The sequence below is a fragment of the Mesorhizobium waimense genome (assembly GCF_003601975.1).
Lineage (GTDB): Bacteria > Pseudomonadota > Alphaproteobacteria > Rhizobiales > Rhizobiaceae > Mesorhizobium > Mesorhizobium waimense.
The window spans coordinates 55,637-73,872 of the sequence record NZ_QZWZ01000031.1 but is presented as its reverse complement, the minus strand read 5'-3'; the positions used below and the strand labels follow the sequence as shown (position 1 = coordinate 73,872).

At 64.5% G+C, this 18,236-nt stretch carries 20 protein-coding genes; 11 read left to right on the top strand and 9 right to left on the bottom strand.

Annotated elements, in window-relative coordinates:
• Positions 1-207: 207 nt before the first annotated feature.
• The 4 genes from D3227_RS29020 (at position 208) to D3227_RS29005 (ending at position 3,416) form a co-directional block, all read left to right on the top strand.
• The gene (locus D3227_RS29020) at positions 208-549 is read left to right on the top strand and encodes a hypothetical protein (RefSeq protein ID WP_120017664.1); all 342 of its coding nucleotides are present in this window, start codon (positions 208-210) and stop codon (positions 547-549) included.
• Between the two features lie 9 nt (positions 550-558).
• Positions 559-1,260, top strand: a complete 702-nt coding sequence (locus D3227_RS29015) for a phosphatase PAP2 family protein (RefSeq protein WP_120017663.1) — start codon at positions 559-561, stop codon at positions 1,258-1,260.
• 91 nt (positions 1,261-1,351) lie between these two features.
• Complete coding sequence (locus tag D3227_RS29010; protein WP_120017662.1) at positions 1,352-1,618, top strand: helix-turn-helix domain-containing protein; 267 nt, start codon at positions 1,352-1,354, stop codon at positions 1,616-1,618.
• 79 nt (positions 1,619-1,697) lie between these two features.
• Positions 1,698-3,416 (top strand): SulP family inorganic anion transporter, encoded by a 1,719-nt coding sequence (locus D3227_RS29005; RefSeq protein WP_120017661.1) that lies wholly within the window; start codon positions 1,698-1,700, stop codon positions 3,414-3,416.
• Positions 3,417-3,532: 116 nt separating this feature from the next.
• Here the strand turns inward: D3227_RS29005 and D3227_RS29000 are convergent, their stop codons facing one another.
• Positions 3,533-4,393 (bottom strand): SMP-30/gluconolactonase/LRE family protein, encoded by an 861-nt coding sequence (locus tag D3227_RS29000; protein ID WP_120017660.1) that lies wholly within the window; start codon positions 4,391-4,393, stop codon positions 3,533-3,535.
• Positions 4,394-4,506: 113 nt separating this feature from the next.
• Here D3227_RS29000 and D3227_RS28995 point away from each other — a divergent pair, with 113 nt between their 5' ends.
• Positions 4,507-5,313: a helix-turn-helix domain-containing protein gene (locus D3227_RS28995; protein ID WP_120017659.1), complete on the top strand. Its 807-nt coding sequence runs from the start codon at positions 4,507-4,509 to the stop codon at positions 5,311-5,313.
• Between the two features lie 6 nt (positions 5,314-5,319).
• Here D3227_RS28995 and D3227_RS28990 read toward each other — a convergent pair whose 3' ends face one another.
• From D3227_RS28990 to D3227_RS28980, 3 genes are read right to left on the bottom strand one after another with little or no spacing between them, the layout of a single operon-like run.
• Complete coding sequence (locus D3227_RS28990) at positions 5,320-6,126, bottom strand: C40 family peptidase (protein ID WP_120017658.1); 807 nt, start codon at positions 6,124-6,126, stop codon at positions 5,320-5,322.
• A gap of 50 nt (positions 6,127-6,176) precedes the next feature.
• On the bottom strand, positions 6,177-7,115 hold the full coding sequence (locus tag D3227_RS28985) for a CHAD domain-containing protein (protein WP_120017657.1): 939 nt from the start codon (positions 7,113-7,115) through the stop codon (positions 6,177-6,179).
• Complete coding sequence (locus D3227_RS28980; RefSeq protein WP_120017656.1) at positions 7,112-7,585, bottom strand: CYTH domain-containing protein; 474 nt, start codon at positions 7,583-7,585, stop codon at positions 7,112-7,114. Before D3227_RS28980 ends, D3227_RS28985 begins: the two co-directional genes overlap by 4 nt.
• 92 nt (positions 7,586-7,677) lie before the next feature.
• Between D3227_RS28980 and D3227_RS28975 the strand changes: the two genes are divergently transcribed.
• The 4 genes from D3227_RS28975 to D3227_RS28960 are packed head-to-tail and all read left to right on the top strand — an operon-like array spanning position 7,678 to position 11,367.
• A complete protein-coding gene (locus tag D3227_RS28975) occupies positions 7,678-8,367 on the top strand; it encodes a CerR family C-terminal domain-containing protein (protein ID WP_120017655.1) in 690 nt (229 codons plus the stop codon).
• On the top strand, positions 8,364-9,317 hold the full coding sequence (locus D3227_RS28970) for an HlyD family secretion protein (RefSeq protein ID WP_120017654.1): 954 nt from the start codon (positions 8,364-8,366) through the stop codon (positions 9,315-9,317). The genes D3227_RS28975 and D3227_RS28970 overlap by 4 nt, the downstream gene beginning before the upstream one ends.
• On the top strand, positions 9,314-10,234 hold the full coding sequence (locus D3227_RS28965; RefSeq protein WP_120017653.1) for an ABC transporter ATP-binding protein: 921 nt from the start codon (positions 9,314-9,316) through the stop codon (positions 10,232-10,234). The genes D3227_RS28970 and D3227_RS28965 overlap by 4 nt, the downstream gene beginning before the upstream one ends.
• Positions 10,231-11,367, top strand: coding sequence for an ABC transporter permease (locus D3227_RS28960; protein ID WP_120017652.1), 1,137 nt, complete (start codon positions 10,231-10,233; stop codon positions 11,365-11,367). The genes D3227_RS28965 and D3227_RS28960 overlap by 4 nt, the downstream gene beginning before the upstream one ends.
• Here the strand turns inward: D3227_RS28960 and D3227_RS28955 are convergent, their stop codons facing one another.
• Together D3227_RS28955 and D3227_RS28950 are read right to left on the bottom strand one after the other, a co-directional pair.
• Positions 11,368-12,351: a threonine/serine dehydratase family protein gene (locus D3227_RS28955; RefSeq protein ID WP_120017651.1), complete on the bottom strand. Its 984-nt coding sequence runs from the start codon at positions 12,349-12,351 to the stop codon at positions 11,368-11,370.
• Positions 12,352-12,659: 308 nt separating this feature from the next.
• The gene (locus D3227_RS28950) at positions 12,660-12,983 is read right to left on the bottom strand and encodes a hypothetical protein (RefSeq protein ID WP_208646465.1); all 324 of its coding nucleotides are present in this window, start codon (positions 12,981-12,983) and stop codon (positions 12,660-12,662) included.
• A 175-nt stretch (positions 12,984-13,158) separates the two neighbouring features.
• Between D3227_RS28950 and mbfA the strand changes: the two genes are divergently transcribed.
• Complete coding sequence (gene mbfA / locus D3227_RS28945; RefSeq protein WP_120017650.1) at positions 13,159-14,142, top strand: iron exporter MbfA; 984 nt, start codon at positions 13,159-13,161, stop codon at positions 14,140-14,142.
• 37 nt (positions 14,143-14,179) lie between these two features.
• On the opposite strand, the gene D3227_RS28940 is transcribed toward mbfA, so the two are convergent.
• Both D3227_RS28940 and D3227_RS28935 read right to left on the bottom strand, forming a co-directional pair.
• Complete coding sequence (locus D3227_RS28940) at positions 14,180-14,524, bottom strand: antibiotic biosynthesis monooxygenase family protein (RefSeq protein ID WP_120017649.1); 345 nt, start codon at positions 14,522-14,524, stop codon at positions 14,180-14,182.
• Entirely contained in the window at positions 14,521-14,853 is a 333-nt protein-coding gene (locus tag D3227_RS28935; RefSeq protein WP_120017671.1) for an NIPSNAP family protein, read from the bottom strand. The genes D3227_RS28940 and D3227_RS28935 overlap by 4 nt, the downstream gene beginning before the upstream one ends.
• Before the next feature lie 180 nt (positions 14,854-15,033).
• Here D3227_RS28935 and D3227_RS28930 point away from each other — a divergent pair, with 180 nt between their 5' ends.
• Complete coding sequence (locus D3227_RS28930; protein WP_120017648.1) at positions 15,034-15,708, top strand: ArsR/SmtB family transcription factor; 675 nt, start codon at positions 15,034-15,036, stop codon at positions 15,706-15,708.
• A gap of 4 nt (positions 15,709-15,712) precedes the next feature.
• Here D3227_RS28930 and ligD read toward each other — a convergent pair whose 3' ends face one another.
• Positions 15,713-18,235, bottom strand: coding sequence for a DNA ligase D (gene ligD, locus D3227_RS28925; RefSeq protein WP_120017647.1), 2,523 nt, complete (start codon positions 18,233-18,235; stop codon positions 15,713-15,715).
• Position 18,236 lies beyond the last annotated feature (1 nt).

Below are 18,236 nucleotides of genomic sequence, written 5' to 3'. Positions count from 1 at the left end.
TCGAGATCGGCTTGCCAGTCCACATCCATTGATCGGCCCTCCACAAGCCGACCTCCTATGAATCACGCAAACTCTCTCTTGGGAATTCCAAAAACTCGCCCGCCGCTAAAAACCTGCCAAAGTAGTGCTAGGTGCGATGGACGTTGCTTGACGTCCCGGCACGCTTCGGAAACAAGAGCTGCCACAACCGTTATTCAGGGGCAAAAAGTGAGTCTTTCCGGATTACTTCAGCTCGGCATTTCGACCGTGATCTTCCTGCTGGCGGCGACTGCGGCCAAGCAATGGGGGTTGGCGCCAAGCCTGGGCAAGATCGTGGTGACGCTGGCGCTCTATTCGTTGGGCAATCTTATCATGCTGAGATTGATCCGAGAATTCGGCCTGTCGGTTTCGTTCAGCCTGTCGGCGGTGATCCAGCTGGTGTCGGTCAATGTCGTGGCGCTGGTGTTCTTCGGCGAGCGCGTCAACGCGCTGCAGGCGACCGGCATCGTGCTGGCGGTCGCGGCGGTGGCGCTGATCATGCTCGGGCCCTATCTGCAAACGCGCCTCTAGCGAGACCCAATGAAGACCTTCGCTCGCACGCTGCTCAACCGCATCGAATTCCCGGTCCTGCTGGCTGGCCTGGTGATCGCCAGCGGCCTGTGGGGATTCGAGGAATTGATGGAGGTGGCGCGGGCCAGTACGCCGCACGCTTTCGATACCGAAATCCTGCTGGCCTTCCGCAAGATGGGCCAACCCGACGTTCCGGTTGGGCCGCTTTGGTTGCAGGGCGCGATGCGCGACATCACCAGCCTCGGCAGTTCGGCCGTGCTGGTGCTGATCACGGCGGCGGTGATCGTCTATCTGCTTTTAATCCGCAGGTCGCGAACGGCGCTTTTCGTCTTCGTCGCCGTGGCCGGCGGCCAGATGCTGTCCAGCCTGCTGAAGCACGGCATCGACCGGCCACGTCCGGATCTCGTCTCGCACCTTGTCAACGAGACGTCGCTCTCCTTCCCGAGCGGCCACGCCATGCTGTCGGCGGTGACCTATCTGACGCTCGGCTCGCTGGCGGCGCGTTTCCTGCCGGGTCGGACGACGAAAATCTTCGTGCTCTGCCTGGCGGTGCTGACCACGGTGCTGGTCGGTATCAGCCGCGTCTATCTCGGCGTCCACTGGCCGTCCGACGTGCTGGCCGGCTGGTGCGCCGGCTTCGCCTGGGCGATGCTGTGCTGGCTGGCGGTACGCTTGCTGCAGCGGAACAAGGCGGTGGCAGACAGTGAGTGACCCATGTTTCATCCATGCTCAGTGATACTTGAAGCATCATGATCTTTGTATTATCCATTGATACTGCAGACTCAGACAAGGGTTCTGGCCGATGATCACCGCCGCGCAAATGCGCGCCGCAAGGGCGCTGGCCGGCATCGATCAGAAGACGCTGGCCGAGCGCGCCGGGGTTTCGCTTCCGACCATCCAGCGTATGGAAGCGAGCGACGGCGTGGTCAGGGGCGTGGTCGACACGCTGATGAAGGTCATCCAGGCCCTCGACGAGGCCGGGGTGGAACTGATCGGCGATAACCAGGCCAGCGAGCGCGGCGGCAGGGGCGTACGCCTCAAGCCGGCGCCGCAGAACCCGCAGAGCTGAGCCGGCAAGAAAGTCGCGACGGCGACCGCCGACATGCTGCCGACGATCCCCGCCGCCTCCGAGACGCGGAAGGCAGTCCATGGATCAAGCGCGGAGGGCAGCCCATCAACCGGCCCAAAAACCGACAAAGCCGACATTCTCCGAACTGTTCACGCCCAAACTGGTGACGGTCTGGCGCGAGGGCTACACGCTCGAGCACTTCAGGGCCGATGCCATCGCCGGGCTGACCGTCGCCATCGTGGCGCTGCCGCTGTCGATGGCGATCGCCATTGCCTCGGGCGTGACGCCGGAGCGCGGCCTCTACACCTCGATCATCGGCGGCTTCATCATCTCGGCGCTCGGCGGCAGCCGCTTCCAGATCGGCGGGCCGGCAGGTGCCTTCATCGTGCTGGTAGCGGCGACCACGGCGCGCGTCGGCGTCGACGGACTGCTGCTGGCGACGATGATGGCCGGCGTCTTCCTGCTCGCCATCGGTTATCTGAGGCTCGGTACCTATATCAAATTCATCCCCTATCCGGTGACGGTCGGCTTCACCGCCGGCATCGCGGTCATCATCTTCTCCGGCCAGATCGTCGAACTGTTCGGGCTGAAGCTTGCCGGCAAGGAACCCGGGCCGCTGGTGCCGAAGCTGATGGCGGTCGGCGAGGCCGCCGGTACTATCAATTTCGCGGCGACCTTCGTGGCGGTGCTGACCATTTTCACCATCGCCTGCCTGAAGCGATGGCGCCCGAAATGGCCGGCAATGCTGATCGCCATCGGGCTGGCCTCGGTCATCGTGGCGCTGCTTTCGCTGCCGGCCGAGACGATCGGCACCCGCTTCGGCGGCATCCCGCGCAGCCTGCAATGGCCGGCCTTGCCGCCGGTGAGCCTCGCCAGGATGATCGACGTGCTGCCGGATGCCGTCGCCTTTGCGTTGCTCGGCGCGATCGAATCGCTGCTGTCGGCCGTGGTCGCTGACGGCATGACAGGACGGCGGCACCGTTCCAACTGCGAACTGGTGGCGCAAGGTTTTGCCAACATCGCATCCAGCCTGTTCGGCGGCCTCTGCGCCACTGGCACCATCGCCCGCACCGCCACCAATGTTCGGGCCGGGGCGCATGGACCGGTGTCCGGCATGATCCACTCAGCCATCTTGCTTCTGCTGATGCTGGTGGCAGCACCCTTAGCCAGCTACATCCCGCTGGCAGCACTTGCCGGCGTGCTGGCGGTGGTGTGCTGGAACATGGTCGAGAAGCAGGCCTTCGCTACGCTGCTGCGCACGTCGCGCGGCGATGCGCTGGTGCTGCTGGCGACTTTCCTGATCGTCGTCTTCCGCGATCTCACCGAAGGCATCGTCGTCGGCTTTGCGCTCGGCTCGATCCTGTTCATCGACCGCATGGCCAAGAGCATCGCGGTCGAGGCCGATCAATCGCTGGTGCCGGAGGACGTGGCCGACAGCGCCAGCGCCTATGATTCCAGCGAAGCGAGCGATGCCGACACCGTCGTCTACCGGATCTCGGGCGCGTTCTTCTTCGGCGCCGCTTCGACCGTCGGCACGGTGCTCGACCGCATCGCCGATCAACGCAAGAACTTCATCCTCGACTGCTCGGCGGTGCCGTTCTTCGATTCGACGGCCGCCAATGTCATCGAGGGCGCCGCCCACAAGGCCAGGCGCGCCGGCGTGCGCTTCATCATCGCCGGCGCCTCGCCGCAGACGCGGCGCATGCTGATCAACCACGGCGTCAAGCGGCCGCTGGTGACCTATGCCGCCTCGATCCGGGACGCGCGGGCGCAATTGAAGGCTGCTCCCGCAGCCTAGGCGAACCGACCGGCAAGTGACGGCAGCCTTCTGGAAGGCGCCGCTGGAAGAATTCGGATCGTCAGCCGGCTAGATGATCCCGAAAGATCACGATCCAGAACGGCCAACGATCGGCCTCAATCGAGCGTCAGCGCGACCACCTCGCCCTCATTCATCAGCGGCACATAGATGGTCGACTTGCCGTCGGTGCCGATGTCGGCGCTGCCCGGCTTGAAGGTCGCCACCACCTCCGGTGCACCGCCCTCATGATAGCGGTAGAGCGTGCCGGTCATGTAAGCGGTGGCATAGATGCTGTCACCGACGGCGATGACGCCGTCGAGGTCGGCGAATTTTTGCGCGCCGGGCAGGGGCGTGACCGCCTTGGTCGCGAGATCGACCGACAGCAGGCCGCCGGGCTCGGCGGTGCTGAAATCGGGCTTGATGCCCTTGCCCCAGGAGGCGACGATCAGCCTGTTGCCGTAGGCGAAGACGCCGTTGGGCGAAGCGAGCGCCGCGTCCTTCACGAACAGCTCCAGTCTGTCGCCGTCGATGCGGTAGATCGTGTCGGCCAGCATGTCGGTGACGTAGACCTTGCCGGAGCTGTCTGCAGTCATGTCATTGAGGAAGACGGCGTTCGGTACGTCGATACTTGAAACCAGCTTGCCGCTGGCGAGGTCGACGACGCGGACCTTGGTGACGTCGGCGACGTAAAGCTTGCCGCCCGAGATCGCCATGCCCTTGGGCGCGTCCATGCCGTCGGTCCAGTGTTGGGTAACGATCTTGCCGTCCAGCGACAGCACCGACAGATAGCCGTTGCCGTCGGCCGCGCCGGGATTGCCGACGATGTTGGAGACGATGATGCGCTTGCTGGCAGCGTCGAAGAGTGCAGATTCCGGCTGCTCGAAGCCGGAGGCGCGCCAGATTTCGCCGGCCTGGGCGGCGGGCACTGCCGCGATGCCGAAGACGGCGAGACATATCGAGGTGATGGGGGTTTTCATGACAGATCTCCTGTGGTGACGGCGGAGAGCTAGGTTTTTCGATACTTTCCTGGAAGGCCCCTTGGCGCTAGTATCGAAGTTCGATACGAAATCGCGCAAACGAGGTGCATTCCATGAACGGTCCGATCTTCGAGGCCTTGAAACGGACACTGAAGGCGAAGGGCCTCACCTATCGCATACTGGCCGAGCGCATGGGCGTTTCCGAACCGACGGTGAAGCGCATCTTCCACGAGCGCAACTGCAAGCTCGACCGCCTGGTGGAGATCTGCGCTGCTGCCGAGGTCGAGCTGGAAAACGTGCTGGGCTCGATGAACCGGGGACCGGGGCCGGCCAACCATGTGGCGCCGGAGATCGAGCGCAAGCTGGCGGCGCGGCCGGCACTGCTGTTCGTCTTCATCATGCTGTCCGAGAAATTCACGCCCGAAGGCATCATGCGCTCGCAAAACCTGAGCGAAGCCTCGATGTTCCTCTATCTGCGCGACCTCGAACAGCTCGGGCTGGTCGCGCTCGGCCGGGGCCTTTCGGCAAGGCTGCTGGTCGAGACGCCGATCCAGTGGAATTTCGACGGGCCGCTGCGGCCGCTGTTCGAGACGACCAACAAGAACTTCATCGGCTGGGCGATCAACCATCTGGAGCGTGAGGCGACATTCGTCAGCTTCTCCAGGCGGATGCGGCCGGAGACGGCAGAGATGGTGCGGCGGGAGGCGGAGGAGCTGGCGGAACGCGCAAAGCTGCTTGCCCATCACGACCAGCACACGACGCCCGAGGAGGCGCTCGTCGGCTACAAATGGACCTTTGCATTCGGCGCGACGCCGTTTCCGGCGATCATGCCGGTTGGTCCGCATCCGCGGGATGCCGGCGCGCGGGCACCCGACGGTCCCAACGCCCCCGCAAAAGGGCGCCGCCCCTTGCCGGCATAGTCCCTGCTACTCGGCGACCTTCGTCTCCTGGTCGGAGGTTTTGTCGCCCCAGGTCACCGCCCGGTAGTCAAAGCCATATTCCAGTGTCGGCTTGACGATACGAAAGAAGGGCGACAGGTCGAAGTCGCGCGGCGTGTAGAGCGAGTGGTGGCGGATGTGCAGGATTTCCCGGCGCATATAGCTCGACTGCGCCGAAGCGCGGCCGGGCGCGCGCGTGACCTCGGGCAGGATCGGATAGCGTATCTGGCCATAGGCCTCGGCAATCAGCGTCGAGCAGATCGCCCGCGTCGGGTCGCCGGAGCCGAAGGCCAGCATGCGGCGGCGCCAGCGAACCGGCACCGGCGGTGTCGGCAGGAAAAAACGCAGCATGTCGAAAATGTTCTTGAGATCGTATCTCAACCCGAGCTTGCCGATCATGAAGGCGACGACCTTGTCACGGTCTTCCGGCGCCAGGCCGCTCGCCCGGCAGATGCGGGTGTTGTAGGTGCGGTAGCGCGACAGCGGCACCGCAACGCAGCCTTCGCCGAGCGTGACTTCGATCAGGCGCCGCCGCTCCGATCCGTCCTCGGGTTCAGCCAGGGCGTCGCCGACATAGAAGGCCGCATGCGACCAGGTCGACTGCGTCAGGTACTTGATGACCGCCGAGATCTTCTGGTTGCCCTCGATGAGCAGGATGTCGCCGGGCTGGAGCGTGCGCCGCAGCGTTTCGGCGTCGGACGGCGTGTAGGGTTCATAGCCGGAGGATTCATCCTGCAGCCGGCCGGCAAGCCAGCGGCCAAGGCGGTCGAGAAGCGTTTCGGCGGGCGCTGTCATGGTAAATGGCGATTAGCACGGACGGGCGGCGGGACGCCAGCCGTGGCTGTTCAGCCGGCGGATGCGGGCGCGTCTTCCTGCGGGCCGACCAGGTCGTCGCGTACCTTGCGGGCGAGTTTTCGTGTCGACCGCTTGGGGCTGTCGCCGAACAATTCGGCCGCATCGGCGAGGCAGGTCTTTCTCAGGCTCTTTTCCGAGCGCTTCAGCAGCTTGGCGAGCAGCTTTGTGTCCTCCGGCGAACCGAGTGGCTCACCATCGGCATCGAGCAGCGCGCGCATGACGAACACGTCGTGCAGGTCGCCCAGCTGCTCGCCCATTTCGTCGACCGCCTTGCGCCTGGCCTTGATCGGCGTCGGCCATAGCCGGCCGAGCAGCGACAGATGCATGCTGTGGGTCTTGGCGGCCTTGCGCAGATCGTGGAAATCGTCAGCCTCGCCGCGCGAGCCCGCCTTGTCGAGTGCTTTCCGGGCCCGGCGCAAGGTCGCGCGGGCGCCATCGGCAAGGATATCCGCGGCCTGTTCGGGCTGATCGGGCAGGGCCAGCCTTTCCACGCGTTCGAGGGCCTCCCGGCAAGCCGCCGCAGCAGCGCCGATTGCGGCGTCGAGGCCGGCACCGCCATGCAGCTCGTGCTGGCGCAGCACCAGCCTGTCACGGACAGGATCGAGGCCTCCACCGGCGCTCTGTTCGGGGAAGGCCGCGGCCAGTCGGTCGATGGTTTCAATCAGAGCGGTCGCCTCGCGCGGGCCGGCGAGTAGGGCCGACACCTGCTTGTAGCATTGGTTTTCGGTTTGGCAGAACGGTTCGTCCCCGGAACGAACCAGGCGCAGCAAGGCTCGCACGCTTTTCAGCCGCTTGCGGCACTTGTGCAACCCCTGTTCCGGCTTCTCGCGTGCCGTTTCAAGATGGCCAAGCGCCTTGCCGATTTCCTCGGCGAGGATACGCCTGACCTCGCCGGTCAGCGGCAAGCGTGGATCGATGCGAAAACTCATGCGGCGATCTCCGGAATCCCCCCAAGGGCGAGCGACGCGTTGTAGAACTTGTGCTCGCCGGTGACTTCCCGGCCGAGCCAATCTGGCAGCATTTCGTCCGGCACGTCTTCCGGCGTCTCGAGTTCAGCGACCACAAGCCCCGCCAGCATTCCGCCGAATACATCGACTTCATAGAGATAGCCGCGATGCCTAACATGGTGGCGTGTCTTCTCGATGACACGTCCGATGGCAAACGCCCGCATCTCCTCGGCCTCGGCCAGCGGAATCGGATATTCGTACTCGTCGCGCTCGCGCGCCTTGCTGCCGAATTTGAGCGTCAGTTCGGCCGAGGTGCCGTCGCTGATGCGCACGCGCACCGTGCGGCCGGGCGCCGCGGCAAGGTAAAATTGTCGAATCCGGATATCCGCCTCGGCCAGATCACGCCAAGCGGTGCTGAAGACCAGGAATTTGCGTTCGACTTCCTTGCCCATGGCCGGGCACTAAAGCGCGGGCGCCCCGAGTTTGCAAGTCGAAGCTGGTAGCGGGCTTGACTTTAATCATTCGATTGATTAAATGATGGATCATGAGCAAATCGCCGAACGCCAGAACCCCGCCTCGCGAGGCATCTCCCGCCGACATGACACGCGCGGCACTCATACGTGCAGCGCTGAAATTGTTCGGCCGGCGGGGCTTCGACGGCACCTCGACGCGGGAGATCGCGGCCGAGGCAAAGGCCAATATCGGCTCGATCGCCTATCATTTCGGCGGCAAGGAGGGGCTTCGCGCGGCGGCGGCCGACTACATCGTCGACACCATGCAGGCGATCGCCGGGCAGGCCATTGGCGCCGCGCAGGCGGCGCCCCCGGCGAATGCGGAGGCGGCGCAGGCGCAGCTCGTCGCCACTTTGGAGCGGATGGTGACCTTTATTGTAGCAAGCCCCGAAGCTGACGAGATCGTACAATTCGTACTTAGAGAGCTTTCCCACCCGACCGCCGCGCTCGACCGCATCTATGCTGGTGTGCTCGAGCCGACACATCGCCGACTTGGCCTGATCTGGGAGCAGGCGACCGGCGAGCCGGCCGAAAGCGAGGCTACCCGGCTCACCGTGTTCACGCTGATCGGCCAGGTCATCTATTTCCGCATCGGCCGCGAGGCGGTGATGCGCCGCATGGGCTGGCGCGAGATCGGCGAGGCCGAGGCCGCCAAGGTGGCGGCGGTCGCAACCGACAATCTCAAGGCCATGCTGGCCGCCCGAAAGGGGTCGAAACCATGAGCTTCCTCTGCTCCCTTCCACTCGCCGCGCAACTCTTCGGCGCCTGCGCGCCTTTGGCTCCCTTGGCCGTCGGCTATGTCGAGGGCGACTATGTGCTGCTGGCGCCAATCGAGGTGGCGCAGGTCGAGACTGTCGCGGTCAAACGCGGTGACCGTGTCGCGCCGGGTACGCCGGTGGTGACGCTGGAAAGCGCCGACGCAAAGATCGCGGTGGCGCAGGCGGAAGCGGCGCTCGCCCAGGCGCAGGCGCAACTTGCGGACTTGCAGGTCGGCAAGCGTCCGGAAGAGATCGCGGTGCTGAAGGCGCAGGTCGACATGGCCAAGGCTCAGGCCATCGACGCCAGGCGCAGATACGACCGCGCCAGCGACCTGTTCAAGCGCGGCACCGGCACGCAGGCCGACTATGACACGGCCTCCGCGACGCTGGAGACCGCCAATGCGCAGGTCGGCCAGGCGGAAGCCAATCTCGCCGTCGGCGGTCTGCCGGCGCGAGCCGAGACGATCAAGGCCGCCGACAACCAGGTCAAGCAGGCGCACTCGGAGCTGGAGCAAGCGCAATGGCGGCTGTCGAAGCGCGTGCTGGCCGCACACTCGCCCGGCCGCATCAACGACGTGATCCGCAATCCGGGCGACACCGCCGGGCCGACCGCGCCGGTCATTTCGATGCTGCCGGACGGCGCCGTGAAGCTCAGCGTCTATATTCCGGAAAGCGCGTTTTCGTCGGTCAAGGTCGGCACGCTGCTCGGCGTCCATTGCGACGGCTGCGGGACGGATGTGAAGGCGCGCGTCAGCTATGTCTCGCCCGACCCGGAGTTCACGCCGCCGGTGATCTATTCGCTCGAGAACCGGCAGAAGCTGGTCTACCTGGTCGAGGCGCGGCCGGAGGGCGATGCGAGTGCGCTGCAGCCCGGGCAGATCGTCGACGTCGATCTGGCGGATGGCGCGAAATGAACGCCATCGACGTCCATGGCCTGGTCAAGCGCTTCGGCGACAAGACCGTCGTCGACCATGTGACGATGACCGTGGCCGAGGGCGAGATCGTCGGCTTCCTTGGGCCGAACGGCTCGGGCAAGACGACGACCATCCGCATCATGTGCGGGCTTCTGACGCCCGACGAGGGCGAAGGCACGGTGCTGGGCTTCGACATCCGCACCGACAGCCTCAGCATCAAACGCGAAGTCGGCTACATGACGCAGAAATTCTCGTTCTACGAGGATCTGACGATCGGCGAGAACCTCGAATTCGTGGCCCGGCTCTACCGGCTGAACCCGGTGGAGGACCATGTGGCGCGGACGCTGGAAGACCTCGGCCTGACGACGCGGCGCAACCAGTTGGCCGGCACGCTGTCGGGCGGCTGGAAGCAGCGGCTGGCGCTGGCTGCCTGCATCATGCACAAGCCGAAGCTGCTTTTGCTCGACGAGCCGACCGCGGGCGTAGACCCAAAGGCGCGGCGAGAATTCTGGGACGAGATCCACCGGCTGGCGAGCGGCGGGCTGACCGTGCTGGTCTCTACCCATTACATGGACGAGGCCGAGCGCTGCCACCGCATCAGCTACATCTCCTACGGCAAGATGCTGGCCACCGGTACGGTCGAGGAGGTGGTGAAGAATGCCGGGCTGACGACATTCGTGCTGCAAGGTCCGCGCCTCGACCAGGTGGCCGAGGCGCTGCAGGGTCGACCCGGCGTCGACCAGGTGGCGCCGTTCGGGGCGACGCTGCATGTAGTCGGCTCCGACAAGAAGGCGCTGCAGGCAGCACTTGCCGATGTCGAGAAGCAGCACAAGGGCGTGACGGTGGCGCCGGGCGAAACCAGCCTCGAGGACGTCTTTATCCAGTTCATGTCCGGCTCGAAGGACAACATGGCATGAACAGCGTCTTTTCCTTCGCCCGGCTCGGCGCGCTGCTGATCAAGGAATTCATCCAGATGCGGCGCGACCGCATCACCTTCGCCATGATGCTGGGCGTGCCGCTGATGCAGCTGGTGCTGTTCGGCTATGCCATCAACAACGATCCGAAGAGCCTGCCGGCCGCCCTGGTGGCGACAAGCAGCGACCCCTATACGCGGGCCATGGTCTCGGCGCTTCAGACCACCGGCTATTACCGCTTCGACAATGTCGCGCAAAGTGCAGCGGAAGCCGAGTTCCTGATGTCGCGCGGCGACGTCGCCTTCGTCGTCACCATCCCCGCCGATTTCGCGCGCCGGGTCGAGCGCGGCGACAATCCGCAGATCCTGATCGAGGCCGACGCCACCGACCCGGCCGTGGCCAGCGGTGCCATCTCGACGCTGGGCACCGTCGCCAACCAGGCGCTGCTTCGGGCGCGCGGCATGCAGGAGGCCGCCGCCGAGAGCGCCAAAGGCCAGCTCGAAGTGGTGGTACACCGGCGCTACAACCCCGAGGGCATCTCGCAATACAACATCGTGCCCGGCCTGCTCGGCGTGATCCTGCAGATGACGATGGTGATGATGACCTCGATCGCGCTGACGCGCGAGACCGAGCGCGGCACGATGGAGAACCTGCTCGCCATGCCCACCAGCCCGCTGGAGATCATGATGGGCAAGGTGCTGCCCTATCTGGTGGTCGGCGCGGTGCAGGTGGTGGTGGTGCTGGCGGCAGCGAAACTTCTGTTCGCCATTCCCTTCACCGGCTCGATGTCGCTGCTCTTGACCGCCGTGCTGATCTTCGTGCTGGCGCTGGTGCTGCTCGGCTACACGATCTCGACGATCGCGCGCACGCAGATGCAGGCGCTGCAGCTCACCTTCTTCTTTTTCTTGCCGTCGATCATGCTGTCCGGCTTCATGTTCCCCTATCGCGGCATGCCGGACTGGGCGCAGCTCTTCGGCGAAATCCTGCCGCTGACGCATTTTTTGCGCATCATCCGCGCGGTAATGCTGAAAGGCGCCGAGCTGCCGGCCGTGGCGACCGAGATCGGCTGGCTGGTGGTGTTCGTGGCGCTGTTTTCCGGCGTGGCGCTGGTGCGGTTCAGGCGGACGCTGGACTGATCAAGCCGCCGCCATGATTTCCGCATAGGTGCCGAAATCGACGTTGCCGCCGGAGAGCACCACGGCGACACATTTGCCTGCCAGGTCGATCTCGCCAGACGACAGTGCCGCCAGCGCGACGCTGCCGCCGGGCTCGACGACCAGCTTGAGATGGGCCATGGCGTCGCGCATCGCCTGTCGCGTTGCCTGGTCGGAGACGGCAATGACGCCGGTGAGGTTTTTGCGGTTGATCTCGAAGGTGATCGCGCCCGGCTCGGCGACGAGAAGCGCATCGCAGATCGATTGATGACCGGGTTCGTTCATGACCCTGGCGCCCTTGGCCAGCGACCGGCGGGTGTCGTCAAAATGCTCGGGCTCGACCCCCCAGACCGAGGTGCCCGCCGAAGCATCCTTGACTGCGACCGAAATGCCGCTGGAGAGGCCGCCGCCGCCGCATGGAATGACGACCGCGTCGAGACTTGCACCCAGCGCCTTTGCCTGTGCCATCAGTTCGAGGCCGATCGTTCCCTGGCCGGCGATGATCCTGGGATCGTCGTAGGGCGGCACAAGAACCATGCCCTGTTCGACGTAAGGGCGAACGACGGTCATGCGGTCCTCGCGGACGCGATCGAAATGCACTACCTCGGCGCCCATCTTACGGACATTGGCGATCTTCATCGCCGGCGCGTCGGCCGGCATGGCGATGACCGCCTTGACGCCGAACATCGCGGCGGAAGCGGCAACGCCTTGCGCGTGGTTGCCCGACGAGAAGGCGACGACGCCACGGCGGCGTTCCTCTTCGGTGAGCGACGAAAGCTTGTTGTAGGCGCCGCGGAACTTGAACGATCCGGTGCGCTGCAGCGTCTCCGGCTTGAACAGAATGCGTCCGCCGAAGCGCTTGTTGAGTTCGGGCGATTCGATCAAGGGGGTTTCGACGATCAGGCCGGAGAGTTTTGCTGCGGCACTGCGGATGTCGGCGATGCCGGGAAGGGTGGGTGCGTTCATGGCAAACCTTGCAGAAAAGTGATCCCACTATCGTGCACGGGAAGCCATGCCGGGCGCCAACGAAAAAATGTGACCGTTACAAGGTTTGGAGAGTCATGACACGCGGGCAGCGCTGCCCCTCATCTGGCTGCCGCCATCGTAAACGGGAAGAAGGACGCCGTCGCCGGTGGTTTCGCGCATCACCAGCATCCAAGAAGGGCGCCGGCGTTGCGGCCAGCCTCTTTCTCCCCGATTACGGGGAGAAATGCCCGGCAGGGCAATGAGGGCGGCGCCGAGATCAGCTATTTGCCTTGCCGCGAACCGATCGTTCACCCCAAAAGCGTCTTCCGCCGCTTAGCTCCGCCAGCCTTGCGCCAGGCGTTGAAGCGATGGGTAGCGGCGGCGAAGGAGATCTTCATCTGCTGGGCGACCGAATAGCGCGACTTGCCGTCGTCGAACATACGGTAGCAGCACTCGACCCCTTCCTCGGTCAGCTTGCCGTCGGGGGTCTTGTTGTGTGGGTTGGCGGGATCGAATTTTTCGACCTGCAGTTCGACCAGGCCTTTGAGGCGCTGCAGATCGGCCTCGATGCTGGCGATGAGATCGAGGACAGGTTTTGGGTCAAACGTGTGCGCATCCGGCATTTCCGTCATCCGTGGCTTCCTTTGTTTTGGCTTAGGCTCGGTTATATAGGTGAACATTCGCCAATAAAGAAGAGCATCGCGCGATCGCTCAGTTCAACATTTTTTGAACCCCTGGGCTATCGCGATTGACCAGCAACGGATGAAACCCTAGTTTAGAACTATTCTAAACTAGGGTGACTTGCTCATGCTTTCCCGTGTCTTCGGCTTCGGCCGCCGTTCTTTCGATTCGCTGTCCGAGCAGGAGATCCTGGCGCTGGCGATTTCGTCCGAGGAGGATGACGGGCGCATCTACCGCGCCTATGCCGACGGACTGGCCCAAAGCTTTCCGCAATCGGCCAAGGTGTTCGAGGCGATGGCGGAAGAGGAGGACGGCCACCGCGACTCGCTGATCGAACTTTACCGAAAACGCTTCGGCGAGCGCATCCCCTTGATCCGGCGCGAGCATGTGAAGGGCTATTACGAGCGCAAGCCGGACTGGCTGGTCAGGCCGCTAGGCATCGAAGCCGTGCGTCGGCAGGCCGAGGCGATGGAGCGGCAGGCTTATCTGTTCTATGTCGAGGCGGCCAAGCACACCACCGATGCCTCGACCCGAAAGCTGCTCGACGATCTGGCGGCGGCCGAACAGGGCCATGAGAGCTCGGCGCATCAGCTGGAACAAAAACATGTGCCGGGCGAGATCAAGGACGAGGAGGCGAGCGCAGAGCAGCGCCAGTTCATCCTGACCTATGTGCAGCCGGGACTGGCCGGGCTGATGGACGGATCGGTGTCGACGCTGGCGCCGATCTTCGCCGCCGCCTTCGCAACCCACGACACGTTCCAGACTTTTTTGGTCGGACTTGCCGCCTCGATCGGCGCCGGCATCTCGATGGGTTTTACCGAGGTCGCCTCCGACGACGGCAAATTGTCGGGCCGCGGCTCGCCGGTGAAGCGCGGGCTGACCGTCGGCATCATGACCACGTTGGGCGGGTTGGGCCACGCGTTGCCCTATCTCATCCCGCTCTTCTGGACGGCGACGGTGGTGGCGGCCGTAGTCGTGTTCTTCGAATTGTGGACGATCGCCTTCGTGCAGAACCGCTATATGCAGACCCCATTCTGGCGCGCCGCCTTCCAGGTGGTGCTGGGCGGCGCGCTGGTGTTCGCGGCGGGCGTATTGATCGGCAATGCGTGAGCGGCGCTTTTCCCCACAAGGGGGGGAAGGGGGAGCCTCACCCATTCACCGTCCTGCTATCGGCCGGCGCCTCCGCCCTTTCCGTCAGCCCATAATCACGCAAGACATGGGCGATACGCAAACGATAGCCGGCAAAGATGCCTCCGCGCCCGGCCTTCTGCGCCTGCCTGTGTTCCTCCGTGTTGCGCCAGGCCTTGACCGCGTCCTCGTCGCGCCAGAACGACAGCGACAGGATGCGGTTGGGATCGACAAGGCTCTGGAACCGCTCGATCGAGATGAATCCGTCGATGCCGTCGAGCAGCGGCCGCAGTTCGGCGGCGATTCCTAGATAGGCGTCGCGCCGGCCCGCCGCCGGCTCGACCTCGAAGATGACGGCGATCACGGCAGCACCAATTTGGCGTGCGGCCCGGAGGCCAGTTTCAGGAACATGCGATCCTCCTTCAAGATGAATTTTTCCCGCTTGGCGAGTTCGTAGTTTGCCTTGCTGGCCGGATCGGCGGCAAGCCTGGCGCGGTAGGCTTCGTAGGCGGCGAGGTTTTCGATGTTGTAGGCAGCATAAGCCGTGGTGGCCGAGCCTTCATGCGGCGCGAAATAGCCGATCAAATCGGCGCCGCAGCGCGGGATGACCTGGCCCCAATTGCGCGCATATTCCTCGAAAGCCGCCTTGCCGAACGGGTCGATCTCGTAGCGGATGAAGCATGTGATGGTCATTGTCGTCTCCTCGTCAGCTTGGGTCTGTTGCGGCGACGCTTCGAGCACGGTCGAAACATTGCGTGCTTGCCTATGCTAGGCAATTCGATGTCAGGAGCGTTGTGGCGGTCATCGCCATCTCCTTGATCTGATCGCAGGATAGTGGTTTCCTCGCGGGAATGCTTCGATGGAGATGAAACTATGCGTGAAGGCCCGGACATAGCCCGCATCGCCAGCCTGGTCGGCGATCCGGCGCGGGCAAACATGCTCTCCGCGCTGATGGGCGGCACGGCGCTGACGGCGAGCGAACTGGCGCTGGAGGCCGGCGTGTCGCTGCCGACCGCCTCGTCACATCTGTCGAAACTGATGGAGGGCGGCTTGCTGACGCTGGCGAGCCAGGGGCGGCACCGCTACTACGGCCTCGCCGGCCCACAGGTGGCCGGCATGATCGAGGCGATCACCGGCGTCGCGGAAGCCGTCGGTCCAAAGCGGGTGCGGCCGGGCCCGCGCGATGCCGCCATGCGCGTGGCGCGCGTCTGCTACGATCATCTGGCCGGCGAGCAAGCGGTGGCGATGCTCGATCGTCTGGTCGACAAGAAGGTGCTGCTGCGCGACGACAAGGAGATCCGACTCGGGCCGTCGGCCGCGTCGCATTTTGCCGCGCTCGGCATCGATTTCGAGGCCAAGGCGCGCCGGCCGGTCTGCCGCGCCTGCCTCGACTGGAGCGTGCGGCGCTCGCATCTCGCCGGCACGCTGGGGGCAGCGATCCTCGACAAGATCCTCGCCGAAAAATGGGCGCGACGCGAAAAGGACAGCCGGGCGGTGATGTTTTCGCCGACAGGCAGGCAGGCGTTCGAGAAGGTGTTTCTTGCTTGAGGGGCTAGCCGCGCTTCAGCAGCTTGCCCAACTTGAAAAAATCCGCCCAGGGATCGGCCTGCGATAATTGCTTCAACGACGCCTTGTCGCCGATCGCAAAAGCATTCGGCGCCAGCCCGGCCTCGATCTCGGCCCAGGTCAGCGGCATCGACACCGTTGCTCCCTTCTTGGCCCGCGACGAATAGGGCGCCACCGTCGTCGAACCGCGGCCATTGCGCAGATAGTCGACGAAGATCTTTCCGGTGCGCGCCTTTTTCGACAGCGTCGCCGTGTAGCGGTCGGGTGCGGCCTGTTCCAGCGCGCGGGCAAAATCATGGGCGAAGGTCTTTGCCTCCTCCCAATCCGCCGACGGTTTCAGCGGCACGACGACATGATAGCCCTTGCCGCCCGAGGTCTTGACGAGGTTTGGCAGCGCCAGCTCGTCGAGCCTGGCGCGGATGTCGAGGGCTGCCTCGCGCACCGCCTTGACGTCGACGCCTTCATCCGGATCGAGATCGAAGATGATCTGGTCCGGCTTCTCCAACTCGTCGACGGTGCAGCCCCAGATGTGGACCTCGACCACGCCGTACTGGACCAGCGCGGCAAGGCCGTCGAAATCCCGGATGAACAGGATCTCCTCGCCGTCCGTCGGATCCTTCATCCTGAGGATCTTGTCATGCATGCCGGCCGAGGCGTGCTTCTGGAAGAAGCGTGGGCCGCCGATACCGTCCGGCGCTCGCACCAGGCTGAGCGGGCGGTTGACGACGAACTGTTCCATGCGCGGCCAGACCAGCGCGTAGTGATCGAGCAGACCCTGCTTGGAAATCTTCTCGTCGGGCCACAAGAGCTTGTTCGGGTGCGAAAGCTTCACCGAGGTCTTCGCGGTTGCGGCCGAAGTGGCCCTCGGCGCCGCCTTGGCACCATCCGCCTTCGGGTTGCTCCCGGCCTTGCCGGTGGCTTGCTTCGGCTTTTCCTGCACGACTTCCTCCGCCGGTTTGTCCTCACGCAATCCCTGGAACGAGGCGTGGCGGATTATACGGTCGGATGTCCAACTGCGGAACTCCACTTCGCCGACGAGTTCGGGCTCGACCCAGACCAGCCCCTTGCCTTTCGGCACGGCGGCGGAGAAAGGCGAGGCTTTTGCCTTGAGGTCGTCGAGCCGCTTCTTCAGATCCGCGGCCACCTTGCCGGAGAAACCGGTGCCGACGCGGCCGGCATAATGCAGCTTGCCGCCTTCGTGATAGCCAACCAGCAGCGAGCGCAGGCCACGTCCGGTCTTGTCGGATGGCAGATAGCCGCCGACGACGAATTCCTGGCGCAGCGTGCATTTCGACTTCACCCAGGTCAGACCACGGCCGCTGCGGTAAGGCGCATCGGCGCGTTTCGAAACGACGCCTTCCAGACCCATCCGGCAGACATGCTGCAGCATGACCTTGCCCGGTTCGGCGAAATGATCACTGAAGCGCAGCGCCGACTGCTCGGACTGATCGCCGAGCAGTTCAGCCAGGGCCTGCTTGCGTTCGACCAACGGCTCGCTGCGCAGATCCTGGCCGTTGAGCCGCATAAGGTCGAAGACATAGAAGACGAAGCGATCCGCCCGCCGGGCCGACAGGTCCGCCTGCAGCAAGGCGAAGGACGAGACGCCGCTGTCGGCGAGCACGACGACCTCGCCATCGATGATGGCGTCCCGGCACTTCAGGCTGGCAAGCGCGGCGGTGACTGGGCCGTCGAATTTCCCCGTCCAGTCGAGACCGGCGCGGGTCAGCAGCCTTACCTCGCTGCCGGCCAGCTGGCCCTGCATGCGATAGCCGTCGAACTTCACTTCATGCAGCCATTCCTCGCCGGAAGGCGCGTCTTTCTGCAGAGTGGCAAGGCTTGGTTCGATGAAGCCGAGGCGCTTGGCGTGGCCGGCTTTCGCCTTGCCGGCGGCCGGCTTGTTGGAATGCCAGACCTCGGCCTTCTTTCCTTTAGCCGTCTTGCCTTCAGCCACCTCCTCGACGGTCAGGCCCGACTTCACCGATTTCGGCTGCTCCTTGAGGATGTCCTCGCCGGGGCGCGCGGCAGCATCGTCGGACTTGATCAGCAGCCAGTTGTCGCGCTTTTCGCCGGAGCGAGACTTCAGCCTGACGAGATGCCAGCGGCCATGCAATTTGTGGCCCTTAAGCTCGAAGCCGATATGGCCCTTCTTCATCGCCTTGGCCGGGTCCGTCTCGGGCATCCATGTGCCTTCGTCCCAGACGATGACGGAACCGCCGCCATACTCGCCCTTGGGAATAGTGCCTTCGAACGGTGCATAGTCGATCGGGTGGTCCTCGACATGCACGGCGAGCCGCTTCTCATGCGGATCGAGGCTCGGGCCGCGCGTCACCGCCCAGCTCCAGAGCACGCCGTCATGCTCCAGTCGCAGATCGTAGTGCAGCCGTGTGGCGGCATGTTTGTGGATGACGAAGATGCCGCCGGCCTTTTTTCCGGCCCGCGAGACCTTGCCCGTCGGCTCGGTGGTTTTCCGGAAATCGCGCTTGGCTTGATATTGTTCGAGGCCGGCCATG